This is a genomic window from Mycobacterium sp. (genome assembly GCF_052143115.1).
Classification (GTDB): domain Bacteria; phylum Actinomycetota; class Actinomycetes; order Mycobacteriales; family Mycobacteriaceae; genus Mycobacterium.
In genome coordinates, this window is the sequence record NZ_JBKQTQ010000028.1 from 1 (window position 1) to 14825 (window position 14825).

Sequence of the window (14825 nt, forward strand, 5' to 3'; positions counted from 1 at the left end):
ACTCATCGGCACCATCGGGGTCAAAGGCACCAAGCACCGCCTCGACCTCGTCGCCGCGTCCCTGCCAACCCATCGCCTCAGCAAGCACGACCGCAGCCGCCAAGCCCCCGCCGCGATCGAACGCGAATCGGGCCAGCTCTTCGGCGAGAGCTATGTTCGACATGGTCATCGCGCTCCCCGCTGCATCAATGATCACGTCGAGGTCTGGCGTCAGGTCGCTGCGTATCATGAACTGCGCCAGCTGGATCCGGGTGCGCACGTCAGGCAACCTCGACCGCCGCTCTTCCGGCCGCATGTGCTTCCGAAGTTGTTGTGCCAGCATGCCATTGAGCTGCCGCGAGCGCACCACCCCCGCGCGTTGCATTGCCACTTCACCGATGAGGGGGTGAGCCAACCGAGCCACCGTGTGTGATTCGTCGGCGACCAACTGGATCCAGCCACGGCGCTCAAGGCTTACCACCGCGTCGGCATCGCAAAGCCCGCGCAGGATCTCCCAGTCCAGCACCTCCCCAGCGGCCAAAACCTCTACCGCCTCCAATTCCTCGGCGGCCAAGGATCGCAGCCGAAACTCAAGCAGATCGTGCAGCTGGCGGTCTGCGCGCAGCGCGCCTCGAAGCCGCCAGCCGTGTTCGACGCGCACCAGCGCACCGCTCTCCCGGCCTGCATTCAGCAGGCCCCGCAGCATCAGCGGATTGCCCGCGGTCCGGCCATGTAACTCGTTGATCAGCCGGGTATCGACGGCGTCGCCGAGCACGGTGTGAGCGAGCTCCTCCGTCTGCTGCCAGGTGAACGCTTCAATGCGCAGACTAAGCAGCAGTCGCTCTTTCCACAGCGCTGTCACCGCATCGGGCACCGCGTCACTCGGTCGGATTACCACGATCAATCGCGCAGTGCGACGTGCCGCAAGGTGGTACACCAACGTCGCCGACAACGGATCGAGCAACTGGGCGTCGTCGACGACGACGACCAGGTTCTCTTCCCGCTCCAGGGTTTTTTGTGCCGCGGCCAGCATCACGGCGGGTTCACGCGCCGTGTCGAGGGTCAACAACCAATAGAACGCGCCCAACGGCACCGCACTGCCGGTTTCGGTGCCCAGCACAAACCGCACCGTAAGCCCGCGCGACTCAACAGCCTCGGCTAGGGCACGAGCCAGTGTCGATTTGCCAACCCCGGCCTCGCCCACCAAGACGACGCCTTGAAAATGCGCGTGGTCCTCGAGTGCCGTCAACGCCCGGCGGACCTCGTCATCGCGGCCCACCAACGGCCACGCCGACCCACTTCCCGTTTCCATCGGCCGTCGAACCTCCCCGGGCCACGCCTTTTCGCAGACGCTACCCCGACTTCGCCCACGGTCGATCTGGAACCGTTTCGGCCGCGGCCTCCATGGCGGCGAGATCACGCACGTCGGCAACCACGGTGAGCACCCGCTCGTCACCGCCGAGCTCGGCGGACCTAGCCGCCAATGCCACCTCGTCCAGGTCGGTCAGCACCAGCTTGGCGCCCTTTGCGTGCAACCGTCGGGCCACCTCGGCCCCGATGCCATGAGCACCACCGGTGATGAATACGACTTGCGAGTTCACTGACGTCGTGGCCGCAACCTACCGCCGCGGCGACTGCAGGTCCACTCCCAGCAGCGCATCCACCACCGTCGCGACCGCCCGCGGCGCCTCGGCGTCATGACCGCCGTATTCCAGCGCGTCGGTAGTCCAACCATCAAGTGCAGCAAGCGCTTTGGGCGTATCAAGGTCGTCGGCGAGATAGCGGCGCACTCGGGCGATGACGTCGGCGGCGTCCGGGCCGGCGGAAAGTGTGGTCGCGGTTCGCCAGCGATGCAGCCGCGCGACGGCCGCCTGCAGCACTTGAGCGCCCCAATCGCGATCGGCCCGATAGTGCCCGGCCAGCAGGCCCAATCGAATAGCCGCCGGCTCAACGCCCTGAGCGCGCAGCGCAGACACCAGAACCAGGTTGCCGCGGCTCTTGGACATCTTGTGCCCGTCCAAGCCGATCATGCCCGCATGCACATAGTGGCGGGCGAATCGTCGCTCACCGCTGACGGATTCGGCGTGCGCGGCGGTGAACTCGTGATGCGGAAAGATGAGATCGCTGCCACCGCCCTGGATGTCCAGGCCGCTGCCGATGCGGCTGAGCGCGATCGCCGCGCACTCGACGTGCCAACCAGGTCGGCCCCGTCCGAACGAAGAGGGCCAGCTCGGCTCCCCGGGCCGCGCGGCGCGCCACAACAGCGCATCGAGTTGGTCGGTCTTGCCCCGGCGGTCCGGGTCGCCGCCGCGCTCGGCGAACAGCCGCAGCATGCTGTCGCGGTCATAACCGGATTCGTAGCCGAATTGGACCGTGGCGTCGGCGCGGAAGTACACATCGGGGTATTCGGGATCGTCGACGACGTAGGCCGCCCCCGAGGCCAGCATCTTTTCCACCAGCTCGACAACCTCAGCCACCGCCTCGGTGGCGGCGACGTATTCGCGTGGCGGCAGCACCCGCAGCGCGGTCATGTCGTCGCAGAACAGCGCGACCTCGCGGGCCGCCAGGTCGCGCCAGTCAAGACCGTCGCGGTTGGCCCGCTCGAACAGTGGATCGTCGACGTCGGTGACGTTCTGCACGTAGTGCACATCGTGTCCGAGGTCCAGCCACAGCCGCTGGACCAGATCGAACGCGAGATAGGTGGCGGCGTGGCCGAGGTGGGTGGCGTCGTACGGTGTGATCCCGCACACGTACATGGTGGCCGTCGGCCCGGCGGCCACTGGACGCACCTGGCGGTCGGAGGTGTCATACAGCCGCAACTCCGGGCCACGTCCCGGCAGCGTCGGTAAGGGTGCCGATGGCCAGGACCGCATACGGTCGACTTTAGGCCCGGCGACGATGCGGGCCGTGCAATGGCCCGAGGAGAAGCCGGGCAATCCAACCCAGCCCGGCGACGATGCGGGCCGTGCAACGGCCCGAGGAGAAGCCGGGCAATCCACCCAATGCGTCCGTTCAGCTGGCCAACCGGATGGCACCCAGCAACAGGTCGGCGAGTTCCGGGCGGCACATCAGAAAATCGGGCAGATACGGGTCGGGGCGGTTGTACACCATCTCGGAGCCGTCCAGTCGCGATGCGTGCATGCCGGCCGCCAGGATCACTCCCGCCGGGGCAGCCGAATCCCACTCCCACTGCCCGCCGGCATGGATGTAGGCGTCGGCGTCGCCGCGCACCACTGACATCGCTTTGGCGCCGGCCGAGCCGATCCGCACGAATTCGACGTCGAGCCGTCGGGCCAGGTGGTAGAGCACGGCAGGCGGCCGGTTTGAGCTCGCGGTGATTCGGATCGGCCCGGAGTGCGCCGTTGTCGGCGCGCTGACGGTGTCGCTGCGGTACAGCTCCCCCATGGCAGGCAAGGCGACAGCGGCGTCGGTGATCGCTCCGCTGGGGCCGCCATGGCGCCGCCACAACGCCACATGCACGGCCCAGTCGTCACGCCCCGGCTCGGAGAATTCCCGCGTGCCGTCCAGCGGGTCGACGATCCAAACCCGGTCGGCCCGCAATCGGGCCAGGTCGTCGTAGGCCTCCTCGCTGAGCACCGCGTCACGCGGGCGCTCAGCGCGCAGCCGCCGCAACAGTAGCGAATTGGCTTGGCTGTCACCGGCATCGCCGAGCAGCCACGGGTGGTCGAAGCCGACATGGTCGCGCACCGCCAGCAACAGCTTTCCGGCGTCCTCGGCCAGGTCAGCAGCCAGCGCCGCGTCGGTCACGTCTGGGCTCATCCGGTCCAGTATCCGGTACCGCCGGCTCAGCGGCGACGTTAGAACGCGGGCCAGGGAATCGGCCGGTGCCGGTCCGGGCCGGGCATCACCGGATTATCCAGCAGCGCGCGGGCACGCAGATGTAGCGCCGCGATCTCGGCGCTGGTGATGTGTTCGGCCAGCGCATCGCCGAGCGCACCGGCCAGTGCATCGGCCAGTCGGGCCACCCTGTCAAGAGTGTTGTCGTCGACTGGCTTGCCGGCCCACCCCCACAGCACCGTGCGCAACTTGTCCTTGACGTGCAGACATACGCCGTGGTCGACACCGTAAACGTCGCCGTCGACACCCCGCAGCACGTGGCCGCCCTTGCGGTCGGCGTTGTTGATCAACACGTCGAACACCGCCATTCGCCACAGTCGAATGTCGTCGGCGTGCACCAGCGAGACCGGGTCGCCGGCATAGTCATACGCCCGCAACACCGGCAGATAGCCGGGCGGCAACCTGTCAGTGGGAACGAGGTCGACCAGGTCTGGTCCTGGTCCGGGGTCTGAACCAGGTTCGTCACCGGGTTGGTTCACCCAGAGCTGCAGCATCCCCGGACCGGCGGGCCCGTGGCGAATGATGGTGTCGGGCACGATGTTCCAGCCCAATTGCACTGACACCAGATACGCGCCGAGCTCTCGGCCGGCCAATGTGCCGTCGGGAAAGTCCCAGAGCGGCTGCTCACCGGCGACCGGCTTGTACACGCAGTGCACGCTGCAGCCATCCAGTGTCGACTCGCACAGGAAGGTGGCGTTGCTCGCCGAGCGAATGCGTCCCAGAACCGTCAGCTCGCCGCGACGCAGGACCTCGCGTTCGTCAGTCCTCGGCGTCATCGTCAGGCCCGAGCAACGCGCTGCGCCGGTAGCCGTTGGTCCGCGCACAGATGTGTCCATCGGGGTCCAGCGGTTCATCGCACAGCGGGCACGGCGGGCGGCCCGCGGAAATGACGCGGTTGGAACGGCTGGCGAACTCCCGCGCCGACTCCGGTGTCAGGAACACCCGCACGGCGTCAGGCCCCTCCTCGGTGTCGTCAAGAACCACAGATGCGTCGAACTCGGTGTCACTGACTGCCAGCAATTCGACCACCACCGTTTGCGCCTCGGAATCCCATCCGAGACCCATGGTGCCGACCCGAAATTCAGCGTCGACCGGTGTGATCAACGGGCTCAGGTCCTCGACCTCGGTCGTCTCTGGAGGAACCGGTGTGCCGAACCTGCGGTTGACCTCCAGCAGCAGGGCGCCGATGCGCTCGGCGAGCACCGCCACCTGCTGCTTCTCCAGCACTACCGAAACCACCCGGGCGTCGTGCACCGCCTGCAGGTAAAAAGTGCGGTTTCCGGGCTGGCCGACTGTCCCGGCGACGAAGCGGTCGGGTGAGCGGAAGACGTGAATCGCGCGAGACATGGCAGTTCCAAAATACCGGCAGTTGCGGCTGAGTCGTAATTCTTGGCCGCGACTCGCTCAGTCGGTAGACCCGCCCACCACCGCATCGCCTGGCGGCGCTTCACCGTCCGGTGATGGAGCAGCCGTCAGCGCCGATGTCAGCCGCGGGCCGGTGTGATTCACGTGCAGTACGAACGGGCGAAGTCGGGTGTAGTGGATCACACTCATCGATGCCGGATCGGCGGAGACACGTTGGAAGCCGTCCAGGTGTAGGCCAAGCGCGTCGGCGACGACCGCCTTGATGACGTCGCCGTGCGTACAGGCCAGCCACAGCGCGTCGCCGCCATGCTGCTCGGCCAGCCGGGTGTCGTGGTCACGGACGGCGGCAACGGCGCGTGCTTGGACCTGCGCCAGCCCCTCACCACCGGGAAACACCGCCGCGCTGGGATGCGCCTGAACGACGCCCCACAACGGCTCCTTGACCAGATCGGCGAGTTTGCGGCCGGTCCATTCGCCGTAGTCGACTTCGGAGAACCGGTCGTCGAGGACCGGCTCGATGCCAAGCGCATCGGCGAGCGGCTCAATCGTGCGCCGGCATCGCAGTAGCGGTGAGCACACCACCGCCCGAATCGGCAGCTCACCGATCCGATCGACCAGCTCCGCAGCTTGCTGGCGGCCTTTGTCGTCGAGGTCGACACCCTCGGAACGACCGGCCAGCACATGCGCGGTGTTCGACGTCGACCGCCCGTGCCGCAACAGGATGACGGTCACCTGCGCCGCTCCTCTCCGTCGGTCCGCTCCGCATCGTCGCCGGCGGTCACGTCGGGCTCACCACCCCTGCCGCCAACAGGATCAGCACGCCCGCACCAGCGGCCACCCGATAGCCGACGAACCAATACATGCGGTGACGCACCAGAAATCGCAACAACCACGCGACCGAAGCAAGACCGACCACGAACGCGATCACGGTAGCCGCAAGCAACTGCGGTCCCGTCGCACTCATCCCCTCGAGCACCGGGTGGAAGGCGTCCGGCAGCGAGAACAATCCGGATGCGAGCACCGCCGGAATTGCCAGCAGGAAACCGAATCGGGCAGCCAATTCGCGATCGAGCCCGAGAAACAGCCCCGCACTGATGGTGGCTCCCGACCGGGAGACTCCCGGGACCAACGCCAGTGTCTGGGCAACGCCGACGGCGCCCGCATCGCGCCAGGTCAGCTGGTCGATGTGTCGGCTCTGCCGACCAAGAAGCTCGGCAACAGCGATCACCGCCGAGAACACCACCAGCGCTGTCGCTATCACCCACAGGTTGCGCACGCCGGAGCGGATCTCGTCCTTGAAAAACAGACCCAGGATGCAAATAGGGATCGTCCCGATGATGACGTACCAACCCAGCCGGTAGTCGGCATTGCGGTGCGCGGCGACCACCAAACCGTTGAACCATGCCTTGACGATCCGCACGATGTCGCGGGCGAAATAGACCAATACCGCGAGCTCGGTGCCCAATTGGCTTACGGCGGTGAACGACGCGCCGGCGTCGTCGGCAAAGAAGATCCGCGACACGATCGCCAAGTGGCCCGACGACGACACCGGCAAGAACTCGGTCAGACCCTGCACCACGGACAAGATGACAACTTGCCACCAAGACATCGCCGGCGCCACAGTCACGACGACGACCGTACCGGGTGATCTAGTTGGCGACCTCGGCGAGGGCGACCGCGTCACGCACGGCCGCGGTCAGGCTGCGCTCGTCGGTGACGTCGACGTCGACGACGCTGCACCGAAGGGTGGCGACGATATCTTCGGGCTGCGGGACCGGACCGCTCAACCGGGGCCGGTATACCTCGACGAGAAGCGACATACCTCGACGAGAAGCGACGGACCTTCAATCCGGAAGGCGAAGCTACGGCCGTCAGCGACCTGCCCGAACCCGCTGGCCAGCACCTTTGCCCCGAAGACCCCAACCCACAAGTCTTCGATAGCAAACTCGGGGTTAGTGACATGGCGATCGGCGGCGACGCTCATATCGGCGACCATACCCGGTCGCTGATCCCCGGCTCGCGCGCCGGGCTCGGGTCGTAACAGACGGCGTTGCCTAGTATCGGACTCCAATGCGCGTACTCCTTCTACACACCGGCTGCCCCCTGGATATCCGAGAGTTACCCTGTGCCACCACACCGCAAACACAGTGCACACATCGTTCGTCGGCAGGCCGCTGGCCTGTTGGTTTTGCTGACGTTGGTGGTGGGTTGCTCGTCCAAGACGCTCCGGGGAGCTCCACCCACGATCGAGCCTGCGCGGCCGGCCGATTCTCCACCGCTGTCCCTGGTTCCGGCAGGTCTGCTCCGTCCGCTGGACGGCAAGCCCCAGGCCGCCATATTCGACTGCCACACAGCGCAATTGGTGATCTTGACCTTCGGGTTAGCCGCCACGACACCCGCCAAGATCACTGCGATGGGCTCTCAGCAAACATCATCGCGCGTCATCGACCTGCCCGGCCCGGCGACCGGGCTGGCCGGTGACGGCAGTGGCAACGCTTATCTGTCCACCCGCGGCGGCTACTTCGTGGCCGATCTGTCGGCTGGACGAGTCGCCCGCGTCGGCGTCAGCGGCGCGGAGAGCGTCGATTTCACTGCGATCGCCCGCCGCGCCGACGGCACCGTGGCGCTGGGCACCGCTGACGGCACGATCTACGCAATCGCGCCCGCAGCCACCGTCAGCAATCGGACGAAAATCTTCGGACACGTTGATTCCGTTGCGGCGCAAGGAAATACCGTGGCCGTGTTGGATCGTGGCCAGACGTCGGTCACCACGGTCGGTCCCGATGGAAAGGTCGGGCAGGCGTTACGCGCCGGTCAGGGTGCGACCACCATGGTGGCCGACCCCGCGGGCAGGTTGTTGGTGACCGACACCCGGGGCGGCGAGCTGCTGGTGTTCGGTGTCGACCCGCTGATCTTGCGGCAGGCTTACCCAGTGCGGCAGTCCCCCTACGGCCTGGCCGGGTCTCGCGGGCTGACTTGGGTGTCGCAAACCGCGGCGAATTTGGTTATTGGTTACGATCTGTCAACCGGAATCCCTGTGGAAAAGGTACGGTACCCAACCGTGCAGCAACCCGACACGCTGACCTTCGACGACGCCGCGGGCACGTTGTATGTGGTGTCGGGTTCGGGCGGGGGCGTTCAGATCATCGAGCACGCGGCGGCGGGTCCACATTGACAACGGCACGAGGCGGCCGGTTGCCGGCGGGTTGGGACAGCGAGATGTCCGACGAATACGAATGGGCGCCGCTGCGCCTGCCGCCGGAGGTGACCAGGCTCAGCGCCTCGACCCGATTGTCCATCGAAGCGGAGTACCGCGGCTGGGAGCTGACCCGGGTGCGACTCTATACCGATGGAAGTAGGCGGGTGTTGTTGCGCCGCAAGAAGTCTCGCATCGATAACGCCCGGCTCGACCAGCCGGAACTGTGACGGTGAGCGCCGCGCGCGACGACCGTCATCACTTATACGGTGCGCTCCGCCGGTTGCTGTTCCTGGTGCCGCCCGAGCGCAGCCACGAGCTGGTGTTCGCGGCGCTGCGTGGCCTCACCACCACGGCGCCGGTGCGGCGGCGCTTGAGCCGGCAGCTGGCACCGACCGACCCGGTGCTGGCCAGCATGGTGTTCGGGGTGCGATTCCCCGGGCCGCTGGGTCTGGCTGCGGGCTTCGATAAAGACGGCATCGGGCTGAAGGCCTGGGGCGCGCTGGGATTCGGCTACGCCGAGGTCGGCACCGTGACCGCCCACCCCCAACCAGGCAATCCTGCTCCTCGGCTATTCCGGCTGCCTGCCGACCGCGCGCTACTCAACCGGCTGGGTTTCAACAACCACGGCGCCGCTCAGCTGGCGTCCAGGCTGGCACGGCAAAACCCCGATGTGCCGATCGGCGTCAATATCGGCAAGACCAAGTCCACCCCGCCCGAGCAGGCCGCCGACGACTACCGGGCCAGCGCCCGGCTGGTCGGGCCGCTGGCCACCTACCTGGTGGTCAACGTCAGTTCGCCGAATACCCCCGGGCTACGCGATTTGCAGGCGGTCGAGTCACTGCGCGGCATCCTGTCGGCGGTGCTCGCCGAGACCTCGACGCCGGTACTGGTGAAGATCGCACCGGATCTTGCCGACTCCGACATCGACGGCATCGCCGACCTGGCGGTCGAGCTGGGTTTGGCCGGCATCGTCGCGACCAACACCACGGTGTCGCGCGATGGGCTGCGTACCCCGGGCGTCGAGCGACTGGGCAGCGGCGGCATCTCGGGGGCGCCGCTGGCGCAGCGCGCCGCCGAGGTGCTGCGGCGACTCTACGGTCGGGTTGGTGACCGGATGACGCTGATCAGCGTCGGTGGCATCGAGACCGTGGACGACGCCTGGGACCGCATCACCGCGGGGGCGTCACTGCTGCAGGGCTACACCGGTTTCATCTACGGCGGAGGCTTGTGGGCCAAGCACATTCACGACGGCATCGCGCATCGGCTGCGCGAAGGTGGGTTTTCTGCGTTGAGCGAGGCCGTCGGTTCGGCAGCGGCTAAACCCTGACCCGAGGTCCAATGTCGGGCTGCTCAGCTGTCGAACGGCGCCATCCGCACCGCAAGCGTCATCCCACAGCGCCTGAGCAGTCCGAAGCGTCCTCCCGGCACGGCGCGCGCCTCGTCTTTGATCGTGTTGCTCAGACCGCGCTTGAAGCCGGGCCCGCGCGGATGGCGTCGCAGCACCTCCGCAATGTTGCGCGGAGCAACGTCCCAGGCACGCAACCCGGCGCCGTCGACCATCGCCCCGTACTGCACGTAGTACGCGATGGCGCCATCCCGCCTGACGGTCGCGCCGGGCGTCGTGTGGCAGCAGATGCCGTCGGCGATCAGCTCGGCTCGGGCGGGATCGATGCCCGCGGCCTGAGCGCATGCCAGCGCTCGCTCGGCTCCCCGGATCGTGAAGTCCTCGCCCGGAACTGGGACCGTGGCTCCCCAGTCGTGGACCAGTGCGGCGCAGTAAAACAGCTCGCGGTCGAGCCGCTCGCGGTCGAGGGCCGCCAGTGCCATTCCCCACATCCAGGTCCGATACGAGTGGGCGGCAATCAGATCGGGCTGCTCTGCGCACGCTGCCTCGGCCTGCCGCGCAAGCCGTGAGTCAGGTGGCTCGAAGTCGCGCACGTCGATGGCCGATGCGCCGTCGGGCAGCCTCCCCAGCGCAAGCTTCGCGCGTCCGACCATGTTGACCGCCTGGCCTACGGCGATCGCGCCGATCAGACGACGCCGCTCCGCCGCCGTCAACTTGCCGCGGGTGCGCCGGGCCCACTCGAGGCCGCCGAGCCGGTTGGGGTCGGGAACCGTCATCTGGGCCGTCCCAACGTCGTCCCGATGCCCTACTACCGCTGCTCGTAGGTTCCGTAGATGACGGCACGGGCGATCGCGTGTTGGAACAGGTTGAAGCCCAGGTATGCGGGGCTGGCGTCCTCATTGAGGTCGAGTTTCTCGACATCGACCGCGTGCACGGCGACGTAGTAGCGGTGCGGCCCGTGGCCGGGGGGCGGCGCGGCGCCGACATAGCGGCGCATACCGGCGTCGTTGACCAGCGTCAGCGCATCACCCGGTAGGTCACTACCTTCGCCGGCACCGTCGGGCAACTCGGTGACCGAGGCGGGCAGGTTGGCCACCGCCCAGTGCCAGAAACCGGACAAGGTCGGGGCATCCGGGTCATAGACGGTCACGGCGAAGCTGCGGGTCTGGTCGGGAAAACCGGACCAGCTCAGCTGCGGGCTGACGTCTTCGCCGCCCGCGCCCAAGATCCCGCTGATTTGCGGCGTCGCCAGCGGCTGCCCGTCGGTGATCGACGCCGACTCCAAGTGAAACGACGGCAGTTTCGGCAGTGCAGCGTACGGGTCGGGCGGTGCGATCATGGTCGGTCCCCTCTCGATTGATTGGCTCAACGTGCGGCTAGCAGTGTGTCAAAAAGTGTGTCAGCACCTCGGTGCCAAACCTCAGCGCGTCGACGGGTACCCGTTCATCGATGCCGTGGAACAACGCGGCGAAATCCAGGTCCGGCGGCAGCCGCAAAGGGGTGAAGCCGAAGCAACGAATACCCAAGCGCGAGAATGCTTTTGCGTCTGTCCCACCCGAAAGCATGTAGGGCACGGTCCTGGCGTCGGGGTCCACCGCCAGCAGCGAGGCGTTCATCACGTCGACGAGGTCGCCGTCGAAAGTGGTCTCGTACGACGGCAAGTTGGTGATCCATTCGCGGGTCACGTCGGGACCGATCAGCTCGTCGACCTCCGCCTCGAACGCCGCTAGCCGGCCGGGAAGCACCCGGCAGTCCACCACGGCCTCCGCCGTCGCCGGGATCACGTTGGACTTGTAGCCGGCCTTGAGCATCGTCGGGTTGGCGGTGTCGTGCAGGATCGCCTTGAGCATGCGGGCCATCGGACCGAGCTTGTCGATCGTCCCCTCCAGGTCGGAGGACCCGGTGTCGAATGTCAGGCCCGTCTCGTCGGTGATGGCCTTCAGGAACTGCACGACGGTGTCGGTCACGACCAGCGGGAATTGGTGGCGGCCCAGCCGCGCCACCGCCTCGGCGATGGAGGTGACGACGTTGTGCTCATGCGTCATCGAACTGTGTCCCGGCCGGCCGCGCGCCGTCAGCCGCATCCAGTACAGCCCCTTTTCCGCGGTCTCGATGAGATATAGGCGACGCTCGCCGCCGTCGCGGCGCGGCACCGTCAGCGAGAACCCGCCGACCTCCCCGACCGCTTCGGTGACGCCGTCGAACAGGTCGGGCCGGTTGTCGACCAGCCATTGCGCCCCGTATTTACCGCCGTTTTCTTCGTCGGCAACGAAGGCGAACAGCAGGTCGCGCGGCGGCACGACGCCGGCCCGCCGGAACTGCCGGGCCGTCACGATCATCATGCCGACCATGTCCTTCATGTCGACCGCACCGCGGCCCCAGACGTAGCCGTCCTCGATTGCACCGGAGAACGGGTGCACGCTCCACTCGGCCGGCTCCGCGGGCACCACGTCAAGATGCCCGTGGATCAGCAGCGTGCCGCGGGAGCTATCGGCGCCCTCGAGGCGGGCAAACACATTGCCGCGTCCCGGCGCGCCTGACTCGACGTATTCGACCTGGTAGCCGACCTCCTCCAATTGAGCGGCAACCCATTGGGCACACTCGGCCTCGCCCTTGGTGGTTGCCAGATCGCCGGTGTTGGTGGTGTCGAACCTGATCAGCCTGCTGACAACGTCCACCACGTCGTCGATGGGTGTTTCGGTTGGCACCGTCACAGTCACCTTTCCTACCATTGCCACCGGCGTGGCCGCGCGGCGTCTACGGTCAGCTTCCCCGCAGGCGGGGGTGTTCACCCCTCCAGCGAGATTTGGGTTTGGGCGCGAGCAGGCCAATCCGATAGCCTTAGCTGCCAATTGATTAGCCCGGGTCCGAGTGGCGGAATGGCAGACGCGCTAGCTTGAGGTGCTAGTGCCCTACTAATGGGCGTGGGGGTTCAAGTCCCCCCTCGGACACCCCTGCGATGTCTCGGGACATCGTGCACATGTGTCTTGGGACATCGTTCACGGTTTGATTTGTCGTTGGTAGTTTTTCGTCGGGTCGAGTTGGAGTTCTCGTAGTAGGTGGCCGTCGGTGGTCACGACCGGGATGTGTAGGTCATGGATCAGGAGCCGGACGTCGGTGCCGGCGTGTCTGCGGCCCATCCCGATCGTGGTGTAGGCGGCTGTTGTGGCGCAGAGGTGAGCTTGCCGTCGCTGTCGATGCGGTCGTGGCGGATGCGGTAGGCGCCGGTGTGTGTAGCGGGGTGCCGGTTGGGGTTGCTTTGGGTCGGGCGAGGTAGGCCCGTTGTGGGGTGCGACGACTAATCCATGGATATCAGAGTTGACCGCCGACCTGGACTTGTGCGGATCCCGTTCCGGGAAGCCCTGATCAGTGCGGCGGCAGGATGTCGTGGTGTTGCGGCACGCCGTCCGCCCGTCGCATGTACTGGAAGTCGGCATTGGGGTAGATTGCGACTTTCGGCGACCCGGGATGCGCCTTGACACGCGGTTCCAACGCCTCCACCCATGTCCGGACGTGGTGGATCTTTTCGGCCGGTTCGATCGGCCAAGCCGCGCCGGGATGTGGGTATTCGTTGTACCAGATCAACCGTTCCACATACTTCGGGATCGCGACCGCCCTTGCCGCCGGTGGCAGACCCTCATTCGTTGAGCCCCAAAGGCCCTGGTAGTAGTGGGTCGTGAGTCCCTCGGGCATGTTAGCGATCAGTAGCACAGAGCCACCGGTCAACAACTCGCAGGTTCAAATCCTGTCGAACCACACACTGTCGAACCACACACTGTGATGTCTCAAGACATCACACGTGACGTTCGTGAGGATTTGAACCTGCGGCTTCGACGAGGTTGTTCCTCGGACAGGATTTCTGTCGGTTCGTCTAGTCGCCTTTAGAGGGCAGTCAGAAGTCGCTCTCGGACGGGCGGTCTTGTCGCCTCCACGACCTCCGGGAGCAATCCGGCGGGGCCTCGCTTGCGCCCTCGTCGCGCGAATTGGGGCTGATCGGCTTCGGGAAGGAGTTCGAATCGGTTGGGAGTTCTCCATAGCTCGATGGTTTGAACGACCCAATAGACGGTGAACTCGAGGATCAGCGCGGTCTCGACAACGATGACCCAGTGGTTCCAGCTGTCGAGCGCGAAGTGCAGCACCACAACAGCGATCAACGTCACGATCATCGCCGCCGCAATGCCCTGGTAGAGCATGTAATAGAGGTGCCGATGCGGAGACTTGGCGTCATCTTGACGGCTGACGAGGAATGCGGTGGTGACGACGGTGGCGATGATCGCCAGGAACATGATCACCGCGGCAACGCCGTGTGCATTCGAATCGAACCAGTTTCGGAAGAAGACCAGTGCGACAAGGCCCAGCGCCATGACCGCACGCAGGATGTACATCGACACCGTGCCCAAAACGCTCTTCGGCCGGGCGGTGTTCGTACGCCGGTACAGCCACCACGACACCACACGAGCGATCACCAGGGCGATCACGACGGCCCACACATTGTTGGTGATTGCGTGCTTGACCTCGTATTCGGCCGGCAGGCCGTATCGCCCGCACAGCAAGACGGGTCGGGTGGTGGGGACCATGGCGACGATGAATGCCAGGATGCCCGCGAGAGTCAGCAGGACATCCTCGGTGTCGCTGCTGCCTTTGTAGACGATGAATTGCGCGCCGAGGGCACAGAGCGCTGCGATGAAGATGCTGTGTGCGGTGGTGAAGTAGTAGGCGCTGATCGAGGTTTGCCAGCAGGTTGCCGTCAGCCGTTCGCCGATTACGGCCGCGCCGAGCATGACAATCATGACCGCCATGCCGCCACGCAGGTAGCGGTAGGTATCAAGCGTGATGTCGCGAGTATGTGTCGTCGTGTCGCCTGGCATTTTCATCTGCTCCCCGCGTTACCAGAAGAATCGTTCGCTTGTCCCCACACTGCTCGGCTGCTGTGTTGGGAGCAATCCGGGTTTGTGACCGCACAAGCGCGTGAGTAATTGACTACCCGCTCCAGGTTCGGACCGTGGCCGATCCGCGAAAGTCACGATGTCCAGATCGGGGGCGACAACAAGTGTGGCGGCGGTGTGGGTTCTGTCCTTC

16 protein-coding genes, 1 tRNA gene and 2 pseudogenes are annotated in these 14825 nt (G+C 66.2%); 4 read left to right on the top strand and 15 right to left on the bottom strand.

Annotated elements, in window-relative coordinates:
• The 9 genes and pseudogenes from ACLQI9_RS02465 to ACLQI9_RS02505 form a co-directional block, all read right to left on the bottom strand.
• Positions 1 to 1291: AAA family ATPase (locus ACLQI9_RS02465; protein WP_442381809.1), on the bottom strand; the 1291-nt coding region annotated here is incomplete at its 3' end.
• A 61-nt stretch (positions 1292 to 1352) separates the two neighbouring features.
• Positions 1353 to 1580: pseudogene (locus ACLQI9_RS02470) on the bottom strand (SDR family NAD(P)-dependent oxidoreductase); the annotation flags it as partial.
• 18 nt (positions 1581 to 1598) lie between these two features.
• A complete protein-coding gene (gene mshC / locus ACLQI9_RS02475) occupies positions 1599 to 2852 on the bottom strand; it encodes a cysteine--1-D-myo-inosityl 2-amino-2-deoxy-alpha-D-glucopyranoside ligase (RefSeq protein ID WP_442381811.1) in 1254 nt (417 codons plus the stop codon).
• A gap of 139 nt (positions 2853 to 2991) precedes the next feature.
• Positions 2992 to 3759 (bottom strand): 3'(2'),5'-bisphosphate nucleotidase CysQ, encoded by a 768-nt coding sequence (locus tag ACLQI9_RS02480; RefSeq protein WP_442381813.1) that lies wholly within the window; start codon positions 3757 to 3759, stop codon positions 2992 to 2994.
• Between the two features lie 38 nt (positions 3760 to 3797).
• Entirely contained in the window at positions 3798 to 4613 is an 816-nt protein-coding gene (locus ACLQI9_RS02485; protein ID WP_442381815.1) for an SCO1664 family protein, read from the bottom strand.
• The gene (locus ACLQI9_RS02490; RefSeq protein ID WP_442381817.1) at positions 4597 to 5184 is read right to left on the bottom strand and encodes a DUF3090 domain-containing protein; all 588 of its coding nucleotides are present in this window, start codon (positions 5182 to 5184) and stop codon (positions 4597 to 4599) included. The genes ACLQI9_RS02485 and ACLQI9_RS02490 overlap by 17 nt, the downstream gene beginning before the upstream one ends.
• A 57-nt stretch (positions 5185 to 5241) precedes the next feature.
• A complete protein-coding gene (locus ACLQI9_RS02495) occupies positions 5242 to 5934 on the bottom strand; it encodes a histidine phosphatase family protein (RefSeq protein ID WP_442381819.1) in 693 nt (230 codons plus the stop codon).
• A 46-nt stretch (positions 5935 to 5980) separates the two neighbouring features.
• Positions 5981 to 6811 (bottom strand): undecaprenyl-diphosphate phosphatase, encoded by an 831-nt coding sequence (locus ACLQI9_RS02500; protein WP_442381945.1) that lies wholly within the window; start codon positions 6809 to 6811, stop codon positions 5981 to 5983.
• A 40-nt stretch (positions 6812 to 6851) separates the two neighbouring features.
• Positions 6852 to 7186, bottom strand: a pseudogene (locus ACLQI9_RS02505) (hypothetical protein).
• Between the two features lie 141 nt (positions 7187 to 7327).
• Between ACLQI9_RS02505 and ACLQI9_RS02510 the strand changes: the two are divergent.
• From ACLQI9_RS02510 to ACLQI9_RS02520, 3 genes are read left to right on the top strand one after another with little or no spacing between them, the layout of a single operon-like run.
• On the top strand, positions 7328 to 8377 hold the full coding sequence (locus tag ACLQI9_RS02510) for a YncE family protein (RefSeq protein ID WP_442381821.1): 1050 nt from the start codon (positions 7328 to 7330) through the stop codon (positions 8375 to 8377).
• Positions 8374 to 8628 carry a DUF5703 family protein gene (locus ACLQI9_RS02515; protein ID WP_442381823.1) on the top strand — a complete coding sequence of 85 codons (255 nt, stop codon included), beginning with the start codon at positions 8374 to 8376 and terminating at the stop codon, positions 8626 to 8628. Before ACLQI9_RS02510 ends, ACLQI9_RS02515 begins: the two co-directional genes overlap by 4 nt.
• Before the next feature lie 2 nt (positions 8629 to 8630).
• On the top strand, positions 8631 to 9728 hold the full coding sequence (locus ACLQI9_RS02520; protein ID WP_442381825.1) for a quinone-dependent dihydroorotate dehydrogenase: 1098 nt from the start codon (positions 8631 to 8633) through the stop codon (positions 9726 to 9728).
• Between the two features lie 23 nt (positions 9729 to 9751).
• On the opposite strand, the gene ACLQI9_RS02525 is transcribed toward ACLQI9_RS02520, so the two are convergent.
• From ACLQI9_RS02525 to ACLQI9_RS02535, 3 genes are read right to left on the bottom strand one after another with little or no spacing between them, the layout of a single operon-like run.
• Positions 9752 to 10522, bottom strand: coding sequence for a hypothetical protein (locus ACLQI9_RS02525; RefSeq protein ID WP_442381826.1), 771 nt, complete (start codon positions 10520 to 10522; stop codon positions 9752 to 9754).
• A gap of 32 nt (positions 10523 to 10554) precedes the next feature.
• Positions 10555 to 11085, bottom strand: coding sequence for a YbhB/YbcL family Raf kinase inhibitor-like protein (locus tag ACLQI9_RS02530; protein WP_442381828.1), 531 nt, complete (start codon positions 11083 to 11085; stop codon positions 10555 to 10557).
• Between the two features lie 37 nt (positions 11086 to 11122).
• Positions 11123 to 12478, bottom strand: coding sequence for a M20/M25/M40 family metallo-hydrolase (locus ACLQI9_RS02535; RefSeq protein ID WP_442381947.1), 1356 nt, complete (start codon positions 12476 to 12478; stop codon positions 11123 to 11125).
• 133 nt (positions 12479 to 12611) lie between these two features.
• Between ACLQI9_RS02535 and ACLQI9_RS02540 the strand changes: the two genes are divergently transcribed.
• A tRNA-Leu gene (locus tag ACLQI9_RS02540) sits at positions 12612 to 12697 on the top strand.
• 48 nt (positions 12698 to 12745) lie between these two features.
• On the opposite strand, the gene ACLQI9_RS02545 is transcribed toward ACLQI9_RS02540, so the two are convergent.
• The 3 genes from ACLQI9_RS02545 to ACLQI9_RS02555 form a co-directional block, all read right to left on the bottom strand.
• Entirely contained in the window at positions 12746 to 12886 is a 141-nt protein-coding gene (locus ACLQI9_RS02545) for a hypothetical protein (RefSeq protein WP_442381830.1), read from the bottom strand.
• A 226-nt stretch (positions 12887 to 13112) separates the two neighbouring features.
• Positions 13113 to 13439: a hypothetical protein gene (locus ACLQI9_RS02550; protein WP_442381832.1), complete on the bottom strand. Its 327-nt coding sequence runs from the start codon at positions 13437 to 13439 to the stop codon at positions 13113 to 13115.
• 188 nt (positions 13440 to 13627) lie between these two features.
• Positions 13628 to 14614 (bottom strand): hypothetical protein, encoded by a 987-nt coding sequence (locus ACLQI9_RS02555; protein WP_442381834.1) that lies wholly within the window; start codon positions 14612 to 14614, stop codon positions 13628 to 13630.
• Positions 14615 to 14825 lie beyond the last annotated feature (211 nt).